The organism is Undibacterium umbellatum, from assembly GCF_014284125.1.
GTDB classification, from domain to species: Bacteria; Pseudomonadota; Gammaproteobacteria; order Burkholderiales; family Burkholderiaceae_D; genus Undibacterium; species Undibacterium umbellatum.
Genome location: NZ_JACOFX010000010.1, coordinates 37,272 through 52,972, shown reverse-complemented (window position 1 = coordinate 52,972; position 15,701 = coordinate 37,272). Strand labels below are relative to the sequence as shown.

Genomic DNA, 15,701 nt, shown 5'->3' with positions numbered 1-15,701 from the left:
AGTAGCATGCCGCTCGCCTGCGTAACGAAGTCTGCCTGCAAGCAGTCTTTCCTCCCTCCGTGTCTCTGGGTTGAGAGGTCTTGACGCTCTTAATGCTAACCCTCCAAACTCTTCCACATCTCCACATCACGCTCTGCCGTCCACACACGTGGATCAACATGCCCAGATGCTTCATCAAAAGCACGTGTAACATCAAACGGCAGGCAATGGTCAAAGATCACCCAGTGACCATACTTGGGTTTCAAAGCGGCGTAGGTATTCTTGTAGATGGTATTGAGGTCATGCTGTTGTTGCTGCCCCGCTTTGACGCTGGTGAATAAATCGCTGATGAAAGAACGGGTTTCGCTGAGACCTGCCGCCACCAGTTCTGGCGTAGTCAGGGCAGCACCACGGCCAGGCACCAGTTTCTCGGCTTTCATCGCTTCCAGATTACTCAGGGTTTGCGGCCAGTCTGAATAATAGGCATCGCCTGCATACGGTGTCGCGCCAAATTCAACCAGGTCACCAGAGAACAAAACTTTTTCCTGTGGCAGCCAGACGATGGTGTCTCCCTTGGTATGACCACGGCCCACCTGCATGAGCTTTACCTCCAGCTTGCCCAGCCAGATCGACATTTCACCCTTGAAGGTAATCGTCGGCCAGGTCAGTCCAGGCACGCTTTCAACATTACGGAACAGGCGCGGGAAGCGGCCTATTTCACTCTTCATATCCGCATCACCACGTTCGACAATCAGGTCGAAAGTATCGCGGCTGGCAATAATATGTTCCAAACCTTCAGCCACATAGCCACTGGCACCAAGTACGCGCACCGCATGGTAGTGTGACATCACCACATATTTGATTGGTTTGTCAGTGACCTCACGGATGCGGCGTACTACATCCTGAGCCATGATGGGCGTGGCCTGAGTATCGATGACCATGACGGCATCGTCACCGATGATGATGCCAGTATTCGGGTCACCCTCAGCGGTATAGGCGTAGGCATGTTCGGATAATTGCTGGAAGCTGACTTTCTTTTCTTCCAGGTCAGCGTGTGAGGCGAATTGTTTGGTAGTCATGGCAACATCCTTTAATCAGTGCAGTGCATGCTTAAAATTGAAGCATGCAACAGAAAACAAGAATAAGCATTAATTCGTTATTTGTAAATGCATTTGTTAATAGTAAAATGAATTCATATTAAATAAGAGGCAGCCATGACTGAAAAAAACAAGGAAAGACGCGGCATAGGTGCAATAGAAGTCGGCGGTCTTATCCTGAATGCACTGGTCAGTTCTGGCCGTGCCATGTCCTTGGGGGATCTGGCTCGTGAGAGCGGCATGCCTGCTTCGAAGGCTCACGCCTATCTGGTCAGTTTTGGCAAACTCGGTCTGGTGGAACAGGATGCGGCGACTGGTGCTTACCAGCTGGGCCCCTTTGCCTTGCAAATGGGTTTGGTCAGCCTGCAGCAAATGTCACCCGTCAAACTGGCAATACCTGAGATTACCCGCCTCGCAGCAACCACAGATCAAACCATCGCGCTGGCGGTGTGGGGCAGCCATGGCCCTACCGTGGTGTATATCGCAGAATCAAGCCGCCCCATCCATGTGAATATGCATGCGGGCTCTGTCATGTCCATGCTGGGTACTGCAACGGGACTAGTGTTTTCTGCCTTCTTGCCACAAGCGCTAGTCGACAAGGTGATCGCCAGGGAAGTCGAAGATGAATTGGTGATAGGGCAGGCGGGTGTACAGTTGACAAGCAGGGATATTGCCAGCGTACTGGCAGAAGTACGTGTGCAGGGTCTGGCGAGGGCACAGGGCCTGCCCATACCGGGCATCAATGCCCTCAGCGCGCCGGTATTCAACCATGCCTGCACCTTAAGTCTGGTGATTACAGCTACTGGCCCCAAGGGCAGTTTTGATACCGACTGGAATGGCGAACTGGCACAAGCTTTGCGAGCCAGTGCCAGTTCCTTGTCGCGTCAGCTGGGTCATATGCCCAAGCTGTAGAAGAGAAAGCTTTATACTTTATTGCGCTGCCAGGGCTTTCTCTACGTCTGCCACCAGCTTCTTGTCATCTGGAGTTGTGTCGCTGGAATAGGCGGCCACGACATTGCCTTTGCGGTCTATCAGATATTTGTAAAAATTCCATTTCGGTGTCGTGCCCGTCGCCTTGATCATCTGCGCGTACATGGGATTGACGTCTTTGCCTCTGACTGCAGATTTGCTGAACATGGGGAACTTCACACCATAGGTATTAAAGCAAAAATCGGCAATTTGCTTGTCATTGCCTGGCTCCTGCCTGCCAAAATCATTGGATGGGAAGCCCAGTACCACCAGACCCTTGTCATTGTATTTGGCGTACATGGCTTCCAGGCCTTCGTACTGCTTGGTGAACCCGCAATAACTCGCAGTATTGACGACCAGTGCAACCTTGCCCTTGTACTGGCAAAGATCTTGCGGGGTTTCATCTTGCAGACGCTTGAATTTATGGTTCAGCACGGCCGGGCAGGCATCACCGGTATCTGCCCATGCTCCCAAGGAGCAAGTGATCAAACTCAGAAAAAGAGCAGCTTGTATTGGTGTGCGTCGCAGCATGGTTAACTCCAAAAGAAGAGGATGTCATCTTAGCGCAGTCTTGAGGAAATATGTGGATTGAAGGCTAAGTGATTAAGTTGAGCACAGACAGCGCGTTTCTGTCGATAAACCGACAGCGTGATGGAAATCGTACTATATTGACATCGGATGCCTCTGTGCGCTTCTGTGCCCGCTGGGTACCTCTGTTGTGAGATTCTGGTTTTAGGGCATCTACATCTCTATATGCCTAAATCGCATATAAAACATCGAAACACTTCGTTTTAATTTATATGGCACCGTTTTATCCTGTACTCCTCATAAAAATTATTACTTACCAGGACTAGAGATGATGATCAAAAAACTTATTCTTGCAGCAAGCTTTGCCACGGCTTTTTCGTCTGTCGCAATGGCAGCGGATATCAGCCTGCTCAATGTTTCCTATGACCCTACCCGTGAGTTATATCAGGATGTGAACCAAGCTTTTGCCAAGCAATGGAAAGCCAAAACCGGTGACAATGTCACTATCAAGCAATCCCATGGCGGCTCTGGCAAGCAGGCGCGTGCCATCATAGATGGACTGGATGCAGACGTAGCCACCCTGGCACTGGCCTATGACACCGATGCCCTTGCAGAAAAAGGCCTGGTCGACAAAGCCTGGCAAAAGCGTTTGCCACACAATGCCTCACCATATTCTTCGACGATTGTATTCCTGGTGCGCAAGGGTAATCCCAAAGGCATCAAGGACTGGGGCGATATCGTCAAACCTGGCGTTGCCGTGATTACACCCAATCCAAAAACTTCTGGCGGCGCACGCTGGAATCATCTGGCAGCCTGGGGCTATGCCCTGAAATTGCCAGGCGGTAGCGAAGCCACGGCAAAAGAATTTTTGTCCAAGCTGTATAAAAACGTCCCAGTACTTGATTCCGGTGCGCGCGGTTCCACCACTACCTTTGTTGAGCGTGGCATAGGTGATGTCTTGCTGGCGTGGGAAAACGAAGCCTTGCTGGCTATTAAAGAACTTGGCCCGGACAAGGTCGAGATTGTTGCACCAGCTACCAGTATCCTTGCTGAACCTTCGGTTGCCGTGGTCGACAAAGTGGTAGACCGCAAGGGCACCCGCAAGGTGGCAGAAGCTTATCTGAACTTCCTGTACACCGATGAAGGTCAGGATATCATCGCCAAACATTACTACCGTCCGACGACAGAAAAAGCTTCGAAGAAATACGCGGCGCAATACCCTAAAGTGAAACTGTTCACTATCGATGAAGCTTTCGGTGGCTGGACCAAGGCACAAAAAGTGCATTTTGCTGACGGTGGTGTATTTGACCAGATTTATCAGCCAGGCAAAAAATAAGCTTCGTTTATAAAAAATTTGGAACTGAGGCAGGCATGCATTATCCCGCATTGCAAAACTACCTGAGTCGTCTGCAAAGTACGCTGGCCACCACCAACTTATGGCTGGATGAACAAGGGCGTGCGCGTGGACGTTATTTTAATTCCACCCTGACCAGCGCCTTCCAGGCCATACGGGCAGGTGACGATGGCCGCATTGTAGCCTATGAGGCGTATGCGCGCAGTTATGCCAGTGACGACCAGGGGCTGAATATCTGGAAGCTGCTGGAAAATGCCGCCAATGATGATGAGTCGGTTGAGTTGGATAGATTGTGCCGGCTCTTGCATACTCTGAATTTTTACCGACAGCCAGAAAGTGCCAACCTGGATTTATACCTCAGTGTGCATAGCCGCTTGCTGGCTGCAGTCGAGGGCAATCATGGCATGGCTTTCCGCCGCATACTTGATGTGCTGGAATTGCCGCATCCTGACATCGTCCTGCAATTGCCGCTGATCACGCCCAGCCAGCGCTGGGTCTTGACCCATGTTGCCGAGAATTACAGGCGCAATGGTTTTCGCATAGGCTTGCATGCTGCCAGCCTGGAACAGGCAGCAGACTTGCTGGAACGCATACGTCCCGCGTCCATCAAGGTGGATATCAGTCTAGCCAATGACGGGGACGCCCAGGTGCGTTTGCTGGAGCAGGCTGACCGCGCGCAATGCCATATCATCTTCCGTCGTATAGAAAACCAGAAGCGCCTGCTGGCATTGCGTGAGGCCAATCAGACTGCTAGTCCTTATCTTTTGCAGGGCTTTTTATTTGATTTGCCCAAGGCAACTTTGCTGAGCAGGGATGAAGGTCACCTGGTCTTCGACTATCAGGAAAAATTCAAGCTGGCTTGAATTCCGCTCAATCTGACGGGACAAGCCAGAATACATACCTTATTCACCCGTTGATCTCATTATCTGGCCCCTTATGCTGATCGCGCATAAGGGGCCAGACGCATATTTATCCCCAGTGTTTGGCGAAAAAATGAATAAACTGATCCCCATTCATTGATGTTTTCATAATTTTTGCCTATATTTGCTTTTTTATATAGCAATCCATATGCGAAAAACGTATTTAAGCATAAGAAAAAATTCGTTTTCTATATAACGAAATACTGGGAAGATTGCTCATCGATAGTCATATCTGTAATAAAGGCTAAGCATGGCGCAGTTTCCAGGATCAAATAAAAAGTCAAGACGGGTCATACCCGGCTTTCACTTGTCTTTGGGTTTTACGGTGTTTTATTTGGGCTTGATCGTCCTGATACCGCTTTCTGCCGTCTTCCTGAAAACCTTCACCATGACCTGGGAAGCGTTCTGGAATACTGTCACTTCTGACCGTGTGATGGCTTCTTACCGCCTGACTTTTGGCGCATCCCTGCTGGCTGCGCTGATCAATGTCTTCTTTGGCGGCATCGTTGCCTGGGTATTGGTGCGCTACAAGTTCCCAGGCAAACGACTGATCGATGCACTGGTGGATCTGCCATTTGCCCTGCCCACTGCGGTGGCGGGTATTACCCTGGCGACTCTGTATGCACCAAATGGCTGGATAGGCAAATTGCTGACACCACTAGGTATTAAGGTTGCCTACACGCCTCTTGGTATTTTGATCGCCCTGACTTTTATCGGTCTGCCTTTTGTGGTACGCACCGTACAACCTGTGCTGGAAGAAGCAGAAAAAGAACTGGAAGAAGCGGCAGTCAGCCTCGGTGCCAGCCATCTGCAAACTTTCTTGCGCGTCATTTTGCCCAGTATTTTGCCTGCCTTGCTGACTGGTTTTGCACTGGCTTTTGCCCGTGCTACTGGCGAATATGGTTCGGTGATCTTTATCGCTGGCAACATGCCCATGATTTCTGAAATTACACCGCTATTCATGATCACCAAACTCGAACAATATGATTATGCCGGGGCGACGGCGATTGCCGTGGTCATGCTTCTACTGTCATTTAGCCTGCTGCTGGCGATCAATGCCCTGCAAGCCTGGACGCGCAGCCGCCAAAATGCAGGGAGGGATTGATCATGACGAGCGCCACCATCACTACGCCTGTCAAGGCACCAGTCGCTACCCGCAGGCATGAGCCAGTGATTACCCCGGCAGCAACGCTGGAGCCGCTATGGGTACGCATAGTCTTGACTACGATAGCACTGGCTTTTTTGACCCTGTTTTTATTTGTACCACTGGCAGCCGTTTTTTCTGAGGCATTGAAAAAAGGCTGGGAAGTTTATCTGGCGGCCATCATAGAAGCAGATGCCTTGTCGGCCATCAAACTGACCCTGATTGCCGCTGCCATATCCGTGCCTTTGAACCTGGTATTTGGTGTGGCTGCTGCATGGGCTATCGCCAAGTTTGAGTTCCGTGGCAAGAATGTTTTGCTGACATTGATCGATTTACCGTTCTCGGTGTCACCGGTTATTTCTGGCCTGATCTATGTTTTGTTGTTCGGCGCGCAGGGTTGGTTTGGTGAATGGTTGCGTGAACATGACATCAAGATTTTGTTTGCTGTACCCGGCATCGTGCTGGCGACCATCTTCGTGACTTTCCCCTTCGTTGCGCGTGAACTGATACCGCTGATGCAGGCACAAGGCAGTGAAGAAGAAGAGGCTGCACTGGTACTCGGCGCATCTGGCTGGAAGACTTTCTGGTACGTGACCCTGCCAAATATCAAATGGGGTTTGCTGTATGGCGTGATCCTGTGTAATGCGCGTGCCATGGGTGAGTTTGGTGCTGTGTCTGTCGTGTCTGGCCATATCCGTGGTGAGACCAATACCATGCCGCTGCAAGTCGAGATTTTATATAACGAGTACAACTTCACTGCCGCATTTGCCGTCGCCTCATTGCTGACCTTGCTGGCCTTGCTGACACTCGCGCTTAAAACATTAGTCGAATGGCGTACCAATGAAAACCGCCAAGTACCACAAGAATAAAGAGAGATAGGAGTTCACCGTGAGTATCGCTGTTAATCAATTACAAAAGCGCTTTGGTAGTTTCACTGCACTGGATAATGTCTCGCTGGATTTTCCGAATGGTGAATTGACCGCTTTATTAGGACCATCAGGCTGTGGCAAGACTACCTTGCTGCGCATTATCGCTGGTCTGGAATATGCCGACAGTGGTCAGGTTTTGCTGGATGGGCAAGATGCCTCGGCACAACATGTGCGTGAACGCCAGGTTGGCTTTGTATTTCAGCACTATGCCTTGTTCAAGCATATGACGATTTTTGAAAACATTGCTTTTGGCTTGCGTGTCAAGCCACGCCATGTGCGTCCATCAGAAAGCGAGATCAAGGAGAAAGTCACCAAGTTGCTGGAACTGGTGCAACTAGACTGGCTTGCTGACCGCTATCCACCGCAATTATCTGGCGGCCAGCGTCAGCGTATCGCGCTGGCACGAGCATTGGCGGTGGAACCGCGTGTGCTCTTGCTGGATGAGCCTTTCGGGGCACTTGATGCCAAGGTGCGCAAGGAATTGCGCCGCTGGTTGCGTCGCCTTCATGATGAATTGCATGTCACCAGCATCTTTGTCACGCATGACCAGGAAGAAGCGCTGGAAGTGGCTGACAAGATTGTGCTGATGAATCATGGCAAAGTGGAACAGGTAGGTGCACCGGCTGAGGTATATCATCATCCGGCCACGCCTTTTGTTTACGGCTTCCTGGGTAATGTGAACCTGTTCCGTGGCCGCATCCATGAAGGCATACTCGATGCGGGTGGCGTTCCTTTTGAGGCACCTGGCCATGCCGAAACCCGTGACGCTTTTGGCACAGGCTATGTGCGCCCACATGAGCTGGAAATCGACCGTTATTCCCCTGGCGCTACCGGCTTGAATGTGCAATTGCGCCGTGTCCACAGCATAGGCCCGCTGGCTCAACTGGAACTGGAAAGAGATGACAACGGCGAACTGGTCGAAGCCATGATTTCGACAGAACGCTATGAACAATTGAAACTCAAAGTCGGTGAAGCGCTCGTCGTACGTCCCAAGCGCCTGCATGTCTTCGTTGATTCCCAATAAATAATAAATAAAAAAACAAGGTGTCCTATGAATTTCCAACAACTACGCTCCATCCGTGAAGCGTCACGCCGCGGTTATAACCTGACAGAAGTGGCGAATGTGCTGTTCACTTCGCAGCCAGGCGTCAGTCGCCAGATACGTGAACTCGAAGAAGAGCTTGGCGTCGATATTTTTGAGCGCAATGGCAAACGCCTGACCGGCCTGACCGAGCCGGGCAAGGATATTTTGCCCATCATAGAAAGATTATTGCTGGAGGCAGAAAATCTGCGCCAGGCTGGTGAAGATTATTCCGATCAATCCAAAGGCACCTTGACGATAGCCACCACCCATACCCAGGCGCGTTATGTCTTGCCCAAGGTAGTGCAAGGTTTCCGCCAGGCATTTCCGGATGTGCGCATCGCCTTGCAACAAAGTTCCCCTGAACATATTGCCGAATGGGTATTGTCCGGCAAGGCTGATATTGGTATCGCTACCGAAGGTCTGTCGCAGTTCAAGGACCTGGCATCTTTCGCCTGCTATGAATGGAATCACGTTGTCGTCGTACCTGAAGGCCATCCTTTGCTGGAAAAAGAAGAATTGACACTGGAAGACTTGTCGACTTATCCATTGATTACCTATGATGTAGGCTTCACTGGCCGTGGTCATATTGATGATGCTTTCCGTCTGGCTGGTTTGCGCACGGATATCGTGCTGACCGCCATGGATTCTGACGTTATCCAGCAATATGTGGCACTGGGTCTGGGTGTGGGCCTGGTGGCGTCGATGGCAATTGAAGTGCAACGTGCACATGGTCTGAGAACTATTTCAGCCAGCCATTTGTTTGCATCGAATGTCACGCGTCTGGCAGTGCGCCGTGGTGCTTATCTGCGTGCTTATACTTATGAATTTATACAGCAGTTTGCACCAAACCTTGATAGGGATGAGGTCAGGCAGGCGGTTAGTGAAAACGAAGTAGTTTAAAAATTCATATTTTTGTTGCGTTGCAGCCTAAATTTTAAGCAATTCAGGCGCTGTCGTGAAGGCGTCACATCTCTCTGGTAAAATTAGGCAAATTATTCTAATTTCCGCAATTTTTATCAGAGGTTGACCATGCTTTACCCTGAATTGTTTAAGTCTTTGGAGCAAGTACGCTGGAATATGGAGTCCGACATCCCCTGGGATAAGTATGACGCCAGCAAATTGACACCAGAGCAGGCGCAAACCATCAAGATGAATGCCATCACTGAATGGTCTGCCCTGCCAGCGACCGAAATGTTCTTGCGTGATAATCGTGGAGACAGTGACTTTTGCGCCTTCATGTCCATCTGGTTTTTTGAAGAGCAAAAGCATTCTCTGGTCTTGATGGAATACTTGCGCCGCTTCCATCCTGAGTTGGTGCCGACGGAAAAAGAGCTCGACAATGTACGCTTCGAGTTTGATCCAGCACCTCCGCTGGAAACACTGATGCTGCACTTCTGTGGTGAAATCCGCCTGAACCACTGGTATCGCTGCGCCTCTGACTGGCATACCGAGCCTGTGATCAAACATATCTACAAAATCATCAGCCAGGATGAGGCACGCCATGGCGGTGCTTATCTGCGCTACATGAAAAAATCCTTGACAGAAGCTGGCGATGTGGCCCGCGCTGCATTTTCCAAAATTGGTGTCCTGATGGCATCCGCCAGACGTACGGAAAAGCCGCTGCACCCGACCAACCTGCATGTCAATCAGGCGTTGTTCCCGAACGATACCATACAGTCACGCCTGCCCGATCCGGACTGGCTGGAACGCTGGCTGGATGGCCAGATCAAGTTTGATGGCGTATGGGAAAAGAAAGTCGTTGACCGCATCTTGCACAATATGTCTCTGCTGTTTGAACGCACTTTTGAAACTGTGCAAGACTTGAACCGCTATCGCAAGGAAGTTGCACAAAGGCTGGTTATTCTGCCTGGCAGCATGCCTAGTGCTGCATGAACCTGCTTGTTTAATTGCAAGCTACAATCGCCGCTGATATCAGCGGCGATTTATTTTATAAATGCAAGACCTCTCAACACAGAGACGCAGAGACACGGAGACACAGAGAAGAGCAAGAGAACAGCTTGATGGAATGGGATGGTAAATAGCGCTCTTGTGCCGAGTCTTGAGGTTTCTCCGTGCCACCTTTGTGCTCCCTCTGTGTCTCTGTGTTGAGCGGTTTTGAAAAAATATCCATAAATAACCATGCCAGAATTCGAAAAAAAATTAACCACCCGCAGCGAGCTAGCTGAACGCGTACTAGCACTTCCCAAGCCCGTGGTCATGACCAACGGCGTGTTCGACATCCTGCATCGAGGTCATGTCAGCTACCTTGCTGATGCGCGTGAATTTGGGGCTTCGCTGGTGGTCGCAGTGAATACCGATGCTTCGGTCAAACGTCTGGGCAAGGGCGATGACAGGCCGCTTAATGGCTGTGAGGATCGCATGGCTGTGCTGGCCGCGCTGGAGGCAGTTAGCCTGGTAGTGGAGTTTGATGAAGACACGGCTTTGCAAGCCGTGCTGGCAGCGCACCCGGATGTATATGTCAAAGGTGGCGATTACGATATGACGTCTATCCCTGAAGGCCAGGCCGTGCTGGCTTACGGTGGTACGGTGGCGGCGATCGATTTTGAACATGACCGCTCGACTAGCAAATTGCTGGCCAAGGTACGTTCAGGTAGCTAAGTTTAGGCGGATGAGTTTAGGCAGATGAGTTGTTTTGTTGCTGTAGCAGGATTTCAAATTCTTCTGGTGGCACGGGTTTCGAGAATAGATAACCTTGCGCAAAATCGCAGCCTGCCTGCTTCAGCAAGTCATGCTGCTGCTGGGTTTCCACCCCTTCGGCCACGACCTTCAAATCCAGTTTGTGCGCCATCATGATGATGGCTTCAGACAGTGCGATATCACTTTTATCAGATGCCAGGTTGCGGATGAAGGATTGGTCTATCTTGAGATAATCGATATCAAATTTCTTCAGATAGGAAAGTGAAGAATAACCGGTACCAAAATCATCGAGCGCAACCTGTATCCCGGCATCGCGGAATTGCAAAAGCTTGCTGGCAATTTTCTGGCTGGCATCAAGTAATAATCCCTCGGTGATTTCCACAGTAATTGCCTGGCCAGGCAGGTTTTGCAATGCCAGATGATGTATCCAGTTAACATAGCGTTCCTGGTCGCCCTGGAACTCTATGGGCGACTGGTTGACACTGATCTGGAAGTCTGGATGATACAGTTCGCGCCATTTCTTGACCCAGATCACTGCTTCGCGGAAAACCAGATCCCCAATGGCGACGATCAAACCGCTGGTCTCGGCAATTGGGATGAATTCCATAGGGCTGACGAAGCCCAGTTGCGCATGGGGCCAGCGCACCAGGGCTTCAGCTTTCTGTATTCTTCCTGTATGAATATCGACGATGGGCTGAAAATAGACGCGCAGGCTGTTGTCGGCAATGGCGGCACGCAAATCATTGGTCAGGCGCAGACGTGTCAGCGCCGCTGTTTGCAGTCCAGGTGTGAAGTAACTGAAGCGATTCCTGCCTTGAGCTTTGGCCGCATACATTGCCTGGTCTGCATGCTTGATCAGGTCATCCAGATTGTCCGCATCACGCGGATAAATGGTAATGCCCACGCTGGCAGATAAATAGATTTCTTCACCAGCCAGCTGGAAGGGCTTGGACATGCTGCGTATGATGTTTTGCGCTATCGTCTCTGCACGGTTTTGCTCATGCATCTCCGGTAGTGAGACGGTAAACTCATCACCGCCCAGGCGTGCCACGGTATCACTTTCCCTGACGCAGTGGCGCAGGCGGTGTGCCGCTTCTATCAGTAAAGCATCGCCGGTTGCATGGCCCAGGGTGTCATTCACTTCCTTGAAAAAATCCAGATCGATGAACAGTACCGCCAAAGCCAGATGATGACGCTTGCTGCGCTTGATATCGTGGTCCAGCCTGTCATAAAACATGCGACGGTTAGGCAAACCGGTCAGAGTATCAATATTCGCCTGCTGCCAGACCAGAGCTTCGGTTTTTTTCTTTTCGGTGATGTCGAGTACTGTACCGAGCATGCGTTGTGGGCGACCATCTCTATCCCATTCGACGACAGCACCGACAGATAGTATCCAGCCCCATTCTCCACTGGCTTTTTTTTGCCGGAATTCGACGCGATATTCATTGGTCTTGCCTTCCAGATGCTCCGTGAAAGCGCGGGCAGCTATGGGGAAATCGTCAGGATGTACCCTGGCTGCCCAGTTCTTTTTATTCTCTTGAAAACTGTCATGTGCATAGCCCAGCATAAGCGCATATTCCGGATTGACGATGGCATCTCCGGTTTGTACATTCAAATCATACAAACCCTGATGGGTAGCAGACAGCGCCATGCGCAGGCGCTCTTCACTTTCACGCAACGCACTTTCAGCCTGCTTTCTTTCTGAAATGTCAGTGTGGGTGCCGACCACGCGGGTTGGTCTGCCCTCGGCATCGCGTTGTATGACGGTGCCGCGTGTCAGTATCCATTTCCAGCGGCCATCCTTGCATTGCACTCGATGCTCATTGATGTAGATCGCCGTCTTGCCATCAAAATGGTCTTGCCTGTCCTGATACATCTGCTTCAGGTCGTCTGGATGAGTGCGCTTGTCGAGTTCTTCAGACAAGTCTTCTATCTCATCCTTTTCGTAACCATAGATTTCGCGCAGGCGGTCTGACAATATTTCTATGCCAGTTTGTGGATACCAGTCCCAGACACCATCGCCCGCACCTTCCAGCGCCAGTTGCCACCGTTCTTCGTGCAGATGCAGTTGTTCTTCACTTTGTTTGTTGTGGCTGATATCAACGATCATTGCATAGCAGCCCCTGACTTTGCCATTGAGGTCAAAGACGGGTAATAGCTGAGCAGAAATATGGCGAGTGCCACCATGCAGATAGGGGACCGTGGCTTCATAAGTCACGGATTTTCCACTCAGGGCTAGCTCGACTTTGGGGCGGATATGTTGAAAAGCTGCATCGCCTATCACTTCAGCCATATGCTTATTGATAATGGCAGAACTGGGGATACCAAACCAGTGGTGATACATCTGGTTAATGAATTGATAGCGGTAGTCTGCATCTACATAAGAAATGCAGACAGGTAAAGCATCTATCAGATGCCGTAGCTGCTGAAGGTCATCTTCGAATTGCTCAATTACTGGGTTTTGCACGTTCTGGTCCTGGCCTGGGGGCAATCACAGTAGTAGCGGCTGTCTGGATATTGTCTCAAGTGACCATGCTAAAGGATTTTTCATAAAGTGCAGCAAATTTTCAAATACCTTGTGGTAAATAGGATAATTGCTGTGCGGCAATGAAAATGTCAATGCCGCACTTCAGTTGCCGCCTGCGTAACCATGTTGCCGCCAGGCCTCATAGACGACGACGGCAACGGTATTCGACAAGTTCAGGCTGCGGTTGTCTGGCCTCATTGGCAGGCGTATGCGCTGGCTGGCGGGGAAGGATTCACGCAATTCAGGTGCCAGGCCGCGGGTTTCTGCACCAAATACAAAGTAGTCCCCAGGCTGAAAAGCCATAGACGCAAAAGGCGTGGAGCCATGAGTGGTCATGGCAAACATGCGGCCGGTATCGGGTTGCTCACTGGCACAAAAAACTGCCCAGTTTTTATGCACCTTCATGCTCGCATAGTCATGATAATCAAGACCCGCGCGCTTCATTTTGGAGTCGTCCAGTGGAAAGCCCAAGGGTTCTATCAGGTGCAGTTGTACACCCGTATTGGCACACAGACGGATGATATTGCCAGTATTTGGCGGTATTTCTGGTTCGACCAAAACAACGTGAAACAAGGTGATTCCTTAATGAATGTGGGGGAGAGTGCGGGCGAAAACATAAGCAGTCACTTTGGCTGCGCCGTGTCGCTTCAGCATTGTAGCGATTTCATGCATGGTCATGCCAGTAGTCATCACATCGTCAACGATGCCCAGGTTCAAATCTCTGACACTGTCCATGTCATGTTGACAAAGGCAGAAGGCGTGCTTGACATTGCGGGCCCTGGCTGCCGTTGGCAGGCCACTTTGCATGGCGGTTTCCCGACTGCGTTGCAAAATGTGTACATCGCCAGGAACGCCCAGGTGTTTGGAGAGCGTGCGAGTGATTTCCCAGGCCTGGTTAAAACCGCGCTCAGCCAATCGCTTGGCCCCCAGAGGCACGGCACAAAGCAAATCCGGTAGTTCACTGCCTTGCTGCTGCAAGATGCTATCCCTGAGCATACGGGCAAACCACGGTGCCAGGGCCAGTTGATGGCCAAACTTGAGAGACAGCACCAGTTGGTCTTGTGGCGCTGCGTAATCACAAACAGTCACGGTTCTGTCAAAAGCAGGCGGATTACTCAGGCAATCACCACAACGCGGGCTGGCGCTGGCAGGCGGCAAGGGCAGGGCGCATTGCAGACACCTATGTTGCTCAGTCTGGAAATAGGCTAGTTGACACGCGCTACAAACCACATCGCTGCTGTCAAGATGGCAGAGGGCACACGAATTGGGTATCAGGGCCGCAATAGAATTTTGCCAGGCTTGTTTGAGTTTATCTGTGATCATTGGCTAAAGCGTGGGCACATCAGTGTAAACTGCCAGCTTAACTTATAATCGCAGTTTATTGCAATTTTGCCTATGTTGAGTGCCCCCATCAGTTTGCAATTGGTACGCCGCCTGTTTGCCGACGCTGAAAAAATCCGTGCTTCCGACTTTTTGCGTCGTGAAATTGCCACGCGCATGCGTGAAAAGCTGGAACTGGTCAAAATCGAGCCCACTGGCTTTCTGGATGCTGGTTGCGGCGAGACGGATGATATAGCAGAGTTGCAAAAAAACTATCCTTCAGCCCAGGCTTACGGTGTTGATGCCTCTTTGTCCATGTTGACGGCAGGCAGGGACAAGCAACTGGCAGCAAAAAGTGCTATGGGACGCTTGTTGGCAAAGTGGACGCCCGCAGCCTTGCGCCAGGATGGTGGGCAGCATTTGCTATGTGCCGATTTTGCCCGTTTGCCCATGGCGAATTCATCTGTCGATCTGATCTGGTCAAATCTGGCCCTGCACTGGCATCCCCAGCCCGACCTGGTGTTTGCTGAATGGCGCAGGGTGTTACGCACTGAGGGCTTGCTGATGTTTTCCTGCTTTGGCCCTGATACCATGATGGAATTGCGGCAAGCCTTTGCTGATGTCGATGATTTGCCGCATGTGTTGCCCTTTGTCGATATGCATGATTTTGGCGATATGCTGGTTAATGCAGGCTTTTCAACACCCGTTATGGATATGGAAAAAATCACCCTGACCTATGGCGAGCCTGAAAAACTACTGGAAGATGTACGTGCACTCGGTGGTAACCCCCTGATGACACGCCAACAAGGTTTGCTGGGCCGCAAAGCCTATGAGCGATTGCTGGTGGCACTCGAGAAAAACAGAAATGCAGATGGTCGCCTGACACTGACTCTGGAAGTGGTTTATGGTCATGCCTTCCGTCCGGTTAACCGAAAAACTGCGGCTGGTGAATCCATAGTTCGCTTTGATTTGCCTAAAAAGTCTTCTTAATCCAGATCAAGCCCGAATCAAAAAATGCGCAAAAACTGCAAAATCACCGCATAAATCTTTGTGACATTTGAGCCAGATCATGGCTGGAAGAAATGTATTCTGCTTGATATCACCCAGCTTTACGCCTTATACTCTCGCAGTTGTGGACGTTGCCGGTACGCATTTGTGATTTTTAGATATGTGTCCCTGGCGCTCTGTTAAA

At 50.7% G+C, this 15,701-nt stretch carries 15 protein-coding genes; 10 read left to right on the top strand and 5 right to left on the bottom strand.

The features are described from left to right. Nucleotides 1–95 precede the first annotated feature (95 nt). Nucleotides 96–1,058 carry an MBL fold metallo-hydrolase gene (locus H8L47_RS17810; RefSeq protein ID WP_186954950.1) on the bottom strand — a complete coding sequence of 321 codons (963 nt, stop codon included), beginning with the start codon at nt 1,056–1,058 and terminating at the stop codon, nt 96–98. A 135-nt stretch (nt 1,059–1,193) separates the two neighbouring features. Between H8L47_RS17810 and H8L47_RS17805 the strand changes: the two genes are divergently transcribed. After that, nucleotides 1,194–1,988 carry an IclR family transcriptional regulator gene (locus H8L47_RS17805; protein WP_186954949.1) on the top strand — a complete coding sequence of 265 codons (795 nt, stop codon included), beginning with the start codon at nt 1,194–1,196 and terminating at the stop codon, nt 1,986–1,988. Between the two features lie 18 nt (nt 1,989–2,006). Here H8L47_RS17805 and H8L47_RS17800 read toward each other — a convergent pair whose 3' ends face one another. After that, nucleotides 2,007–2,576 carry a glutathione peroxidase gene (locus H8L47_RS17800; protein WP_186954948.1) on the bottom strand — a complete coding sequence of 190 codons (570 nt, stop codon included), beginning with the start codon at nt 2,574–2,576 and terminating at the stop codon, nt 2,007–2,009. Between the two features lie 325 nt (nt 2,577–2,901). Between H8L47_RS17800 and H8L47_RS17795 the strand changes: the two genes are divergently transcribed. The 8 genes from H8L47_RS17795 to rfaE2 all read left to right on the top strand — a co-directional run bounded on the left by H8L47_RS17795 (nt 2,902) and on the right by rfaE2 (nt 10,623). Further along, nucleotides 2,902–3,909, top strand: a complete 1,008-nt coding sequence (locus H8L47_RS17795; RefSeq protein WP_186954947.1) for a sulfate ABC transporter substrate-binding protein — start codon at nt 2,902–2,904, stop codon at nt 3,907–3,909. 35 nt (nt 3,910–3,944) lie between these two features. Next, the gene (locus H8L47_RS17790) at nt 3,945–4,790 is read left to right on the top strand and encodes an EAL domain-containing protein (protein ID WP_186954946.1); all 846 of its coding nucleotides are present in this window, start codon (nt 3,945–3,947) and stop codon (nt 4,788–4,790) included. 307 nt (nt 4,791–5,097) lie between these two features. Then, the gene (cysT, locus tag H8L47_RS17785; RefSeq protein ID WP_186954945.1) at nt 5,098–5,952 is read left to right on the top strand and encodes a sulfate ABC transporter permease subunit CysT; all 855 of its coding nucleotides are present in this window, start codon (nt 5,098–5,100) and stop codon (nt 5,950–5,952) included. Nucleotides 5,953–5,954: 2 nt separating this feature from the next. Further along, nucleotides 5,955–6,860 (top strand): sulfate ABC transporter permease subunit CysW, encoded by a 906-nt coding sequence (gene cysW / locus H8L47_RS17780; RefSeq protein WP_186954944.1) that lies wholly within the window; start codon nt 5,955–5,957, stop codon nt 6,858–6,860. 19 nt (nt 6,861–6,879) lie between these two features. Further along, nucleotides 6,880–7,944, top strand: a complete 1,065-nt coding sequence (locus tag H8L47_RS17775; protein ID WP_186954943.1) for a sulfate/molybdate ABC transporter ATP-binding protein — start codon at nt 6,880–6,882, stop codon at nt 7,942–7,944. 27 nt (nt 7,945–7,971) lie between these two features. Then, a complete protein-coding gene (locus tag H8L47_RS17770; protein ID WP_186954942.1) occupies nt 7,972–8,904 on the top strand; it encodes a CysB family HTH-type transcriptional regulator in 933 nt (310 codons plus the stop codon). A 129-nt stretch (nt 8,905–9,033) separates the two neighbouring features. After that, nucleotides 9,034–9,897: a ferritin-like domain-containing protein gene (locus tag H8L47_RS17765; RefSeq protein ID WP_186954941.1), complete on the top strand. Its 864-nt coding sequence runs from the start codon at nt 9,034–9,036 to the stop codon at nt 9,895–9,897. 246 nt (nt 9,898–10,143) lie between these two features. Next, nucleotides 10,144–10,623 carry a D-glycero-beta-D-manno-heptose 1-phosphate adenylyltransferase gene (gene rfaE2, locus H8L47_RS17760; RefSeq protein WP_186954940.1) on the top strand — a complete coding sequence of 160 codons (480 nt, stop codon included), beginning with the start codon at nt 10,144–10,146 and terminating at the stop codon, nt 10,621–10,623. Between the two features lie 16 nt (nt 10,624–10,639). On the opposite strand, the gene H8L47_RS17755 is transcribed toward rfaE2, so the two are convergent. From H8L47_RS17755 to H8L47_RS17745, 3 genes are all read right to left on the bottom strand, one after another. After that, complete coding sequence (locus tag H8L47_RS17755; protein WP_186954939.1) at nt 10,640–13,129, bottom strand: sensor domain-containing protein; 2,490 nt, start codon at nt 13,127–13,129, stop codon at nt 10,640–10,642. Between the two features lie 162 nt (nt 13,130–13,291). Further along, on the bottom strand, nt 13,292–13,762 hold the full coding sequence (gene trmL, locus H8L47_RS17750) for a tRNA (uridine(34)/cytosine(34)/5-carboxymethylaminomethyluridine(34)-2'-O)-methyltransferase TrmL (RefSeq protein WP_186954938.1): 471 nt from the start codon (nt 13,760–13,762) through the stop codon (nt 13,292–13,294). A gap of 9 nt (nt 13,763–13,771) precedes the next feature. Further along, nucleotides 13,772–14,512, bottom strand: a complete 741-nt coding sequence (locus H8L47_RS17745) for a phosphoribosyltransferase family protein (protein WP_186954937.1) — start codon at nt 14,510–14,512, stop codon at nt 13,772–13,774. 72 nt (nt 14,513–14,584) lie between these two features. On the opposite strand from H8L47_RS17745, the gene H8L47_RS17740 reads away from it, so the two are divergent. Further along, on the top strand, nt 14,585–15,499 hold the full coding sequence (locus tag H8L47_RS17740; protein ID WP_186954936.1) for a methyltransferase domain-containing protein: 915 nt from the start codon (nt 14,585–14,587) through the stop codon (nt 15,497–15,499). Nucleotides 15,500–15,701: the final 202 nt, after the last annotated feature.

Excerpts from the sequence above, each read along its gene's own strand:
- H8L47_RS17810 (WP_186954950.1), bottom strand. The coding sequence starts at position 1,058 with ATGACTACCAAACAATTCGCCTCACACGCTGACCTGGAAGAAAAGAAA.
- H8L47_RS17805 (WP_186954949.1), top strand. The coding sequence starts at position 1,194 with ATGACTGAAAAAAACAAGGAAAGACGCGGCATAGGTGCAATAGAAGTC.
- H8L47_RS17800 (WP_186954948.1), bottom strand. The coding sequence starts at position 2,576 with ATGCTGCGACGCACACCAATACAAGCTGCTCTTTTTCTGAGTTTGATC.
- H8L47_RS17795 (WP_186954947.1), top strand. The coding sequence starts at position 2,902 with ATGATGATCAAAAAACTTATTCTTGCAGCAAGCTTTGCCACGGCTTTT.
- H8L47_RS17790 (WP_186954946.1), top strand. The coding sequence starts at position 3,945 with ATGCATTATCCCGCATTGCAAAACTACCTGAGTCGTCTGCAAAGTACG.
- cysT (WP_186954945.1), top strand. The coding sequence starts at position 5,098 with ATGGCGCAGTTTCCAGGATCAAATAAAAAGTCAAGACGGGTCATACCC.
- cysW (WP_186954944.1), top strand. The coding sequence starts at position 5,955 with ATGACGAGCGCCACCATCACTACGCCTGTCAAGGCACCAGTCGCTACC.
- H8L47_RS17770 (WP_186954942.1), top strand. The coding sequence starts at position 7,972 with ATGAATTTCCAACAACTACGCTCCATCCGTGAAGCGTCACGCCGCGGT.
- H8L47_RS17765 (WP_186954941.1), top strand. The coding sequence starts at position 9,034 with ATGCTTTACCCTGAATTGTTTAAGTCTTTGGAGCAAGTACGCTGGAAT.
- rfaE2 (WP_186954940.1), top strand. The coding sequence starts at position 10,144 with ATGCCAGAATTCGAAAAAAAATTAACCACCCGCAGCGAGCTAGCTGAA.
- H8L47_RS17745 (WP_186954937.1), bottom strand. The coding sequence starts at position 14,512 with ATGATCACAGATAAACTCAAACAAGCCTGGCAAAATTCTATTGCGGCC.
- H8L47_RS17740 (WP_186954936.1), top strand. The coding sequence starts at position 14,585 with ATGTTGAGTGCCCCCATCAGTTTGCAATTGGTACGCCGCCTGTTTGCC.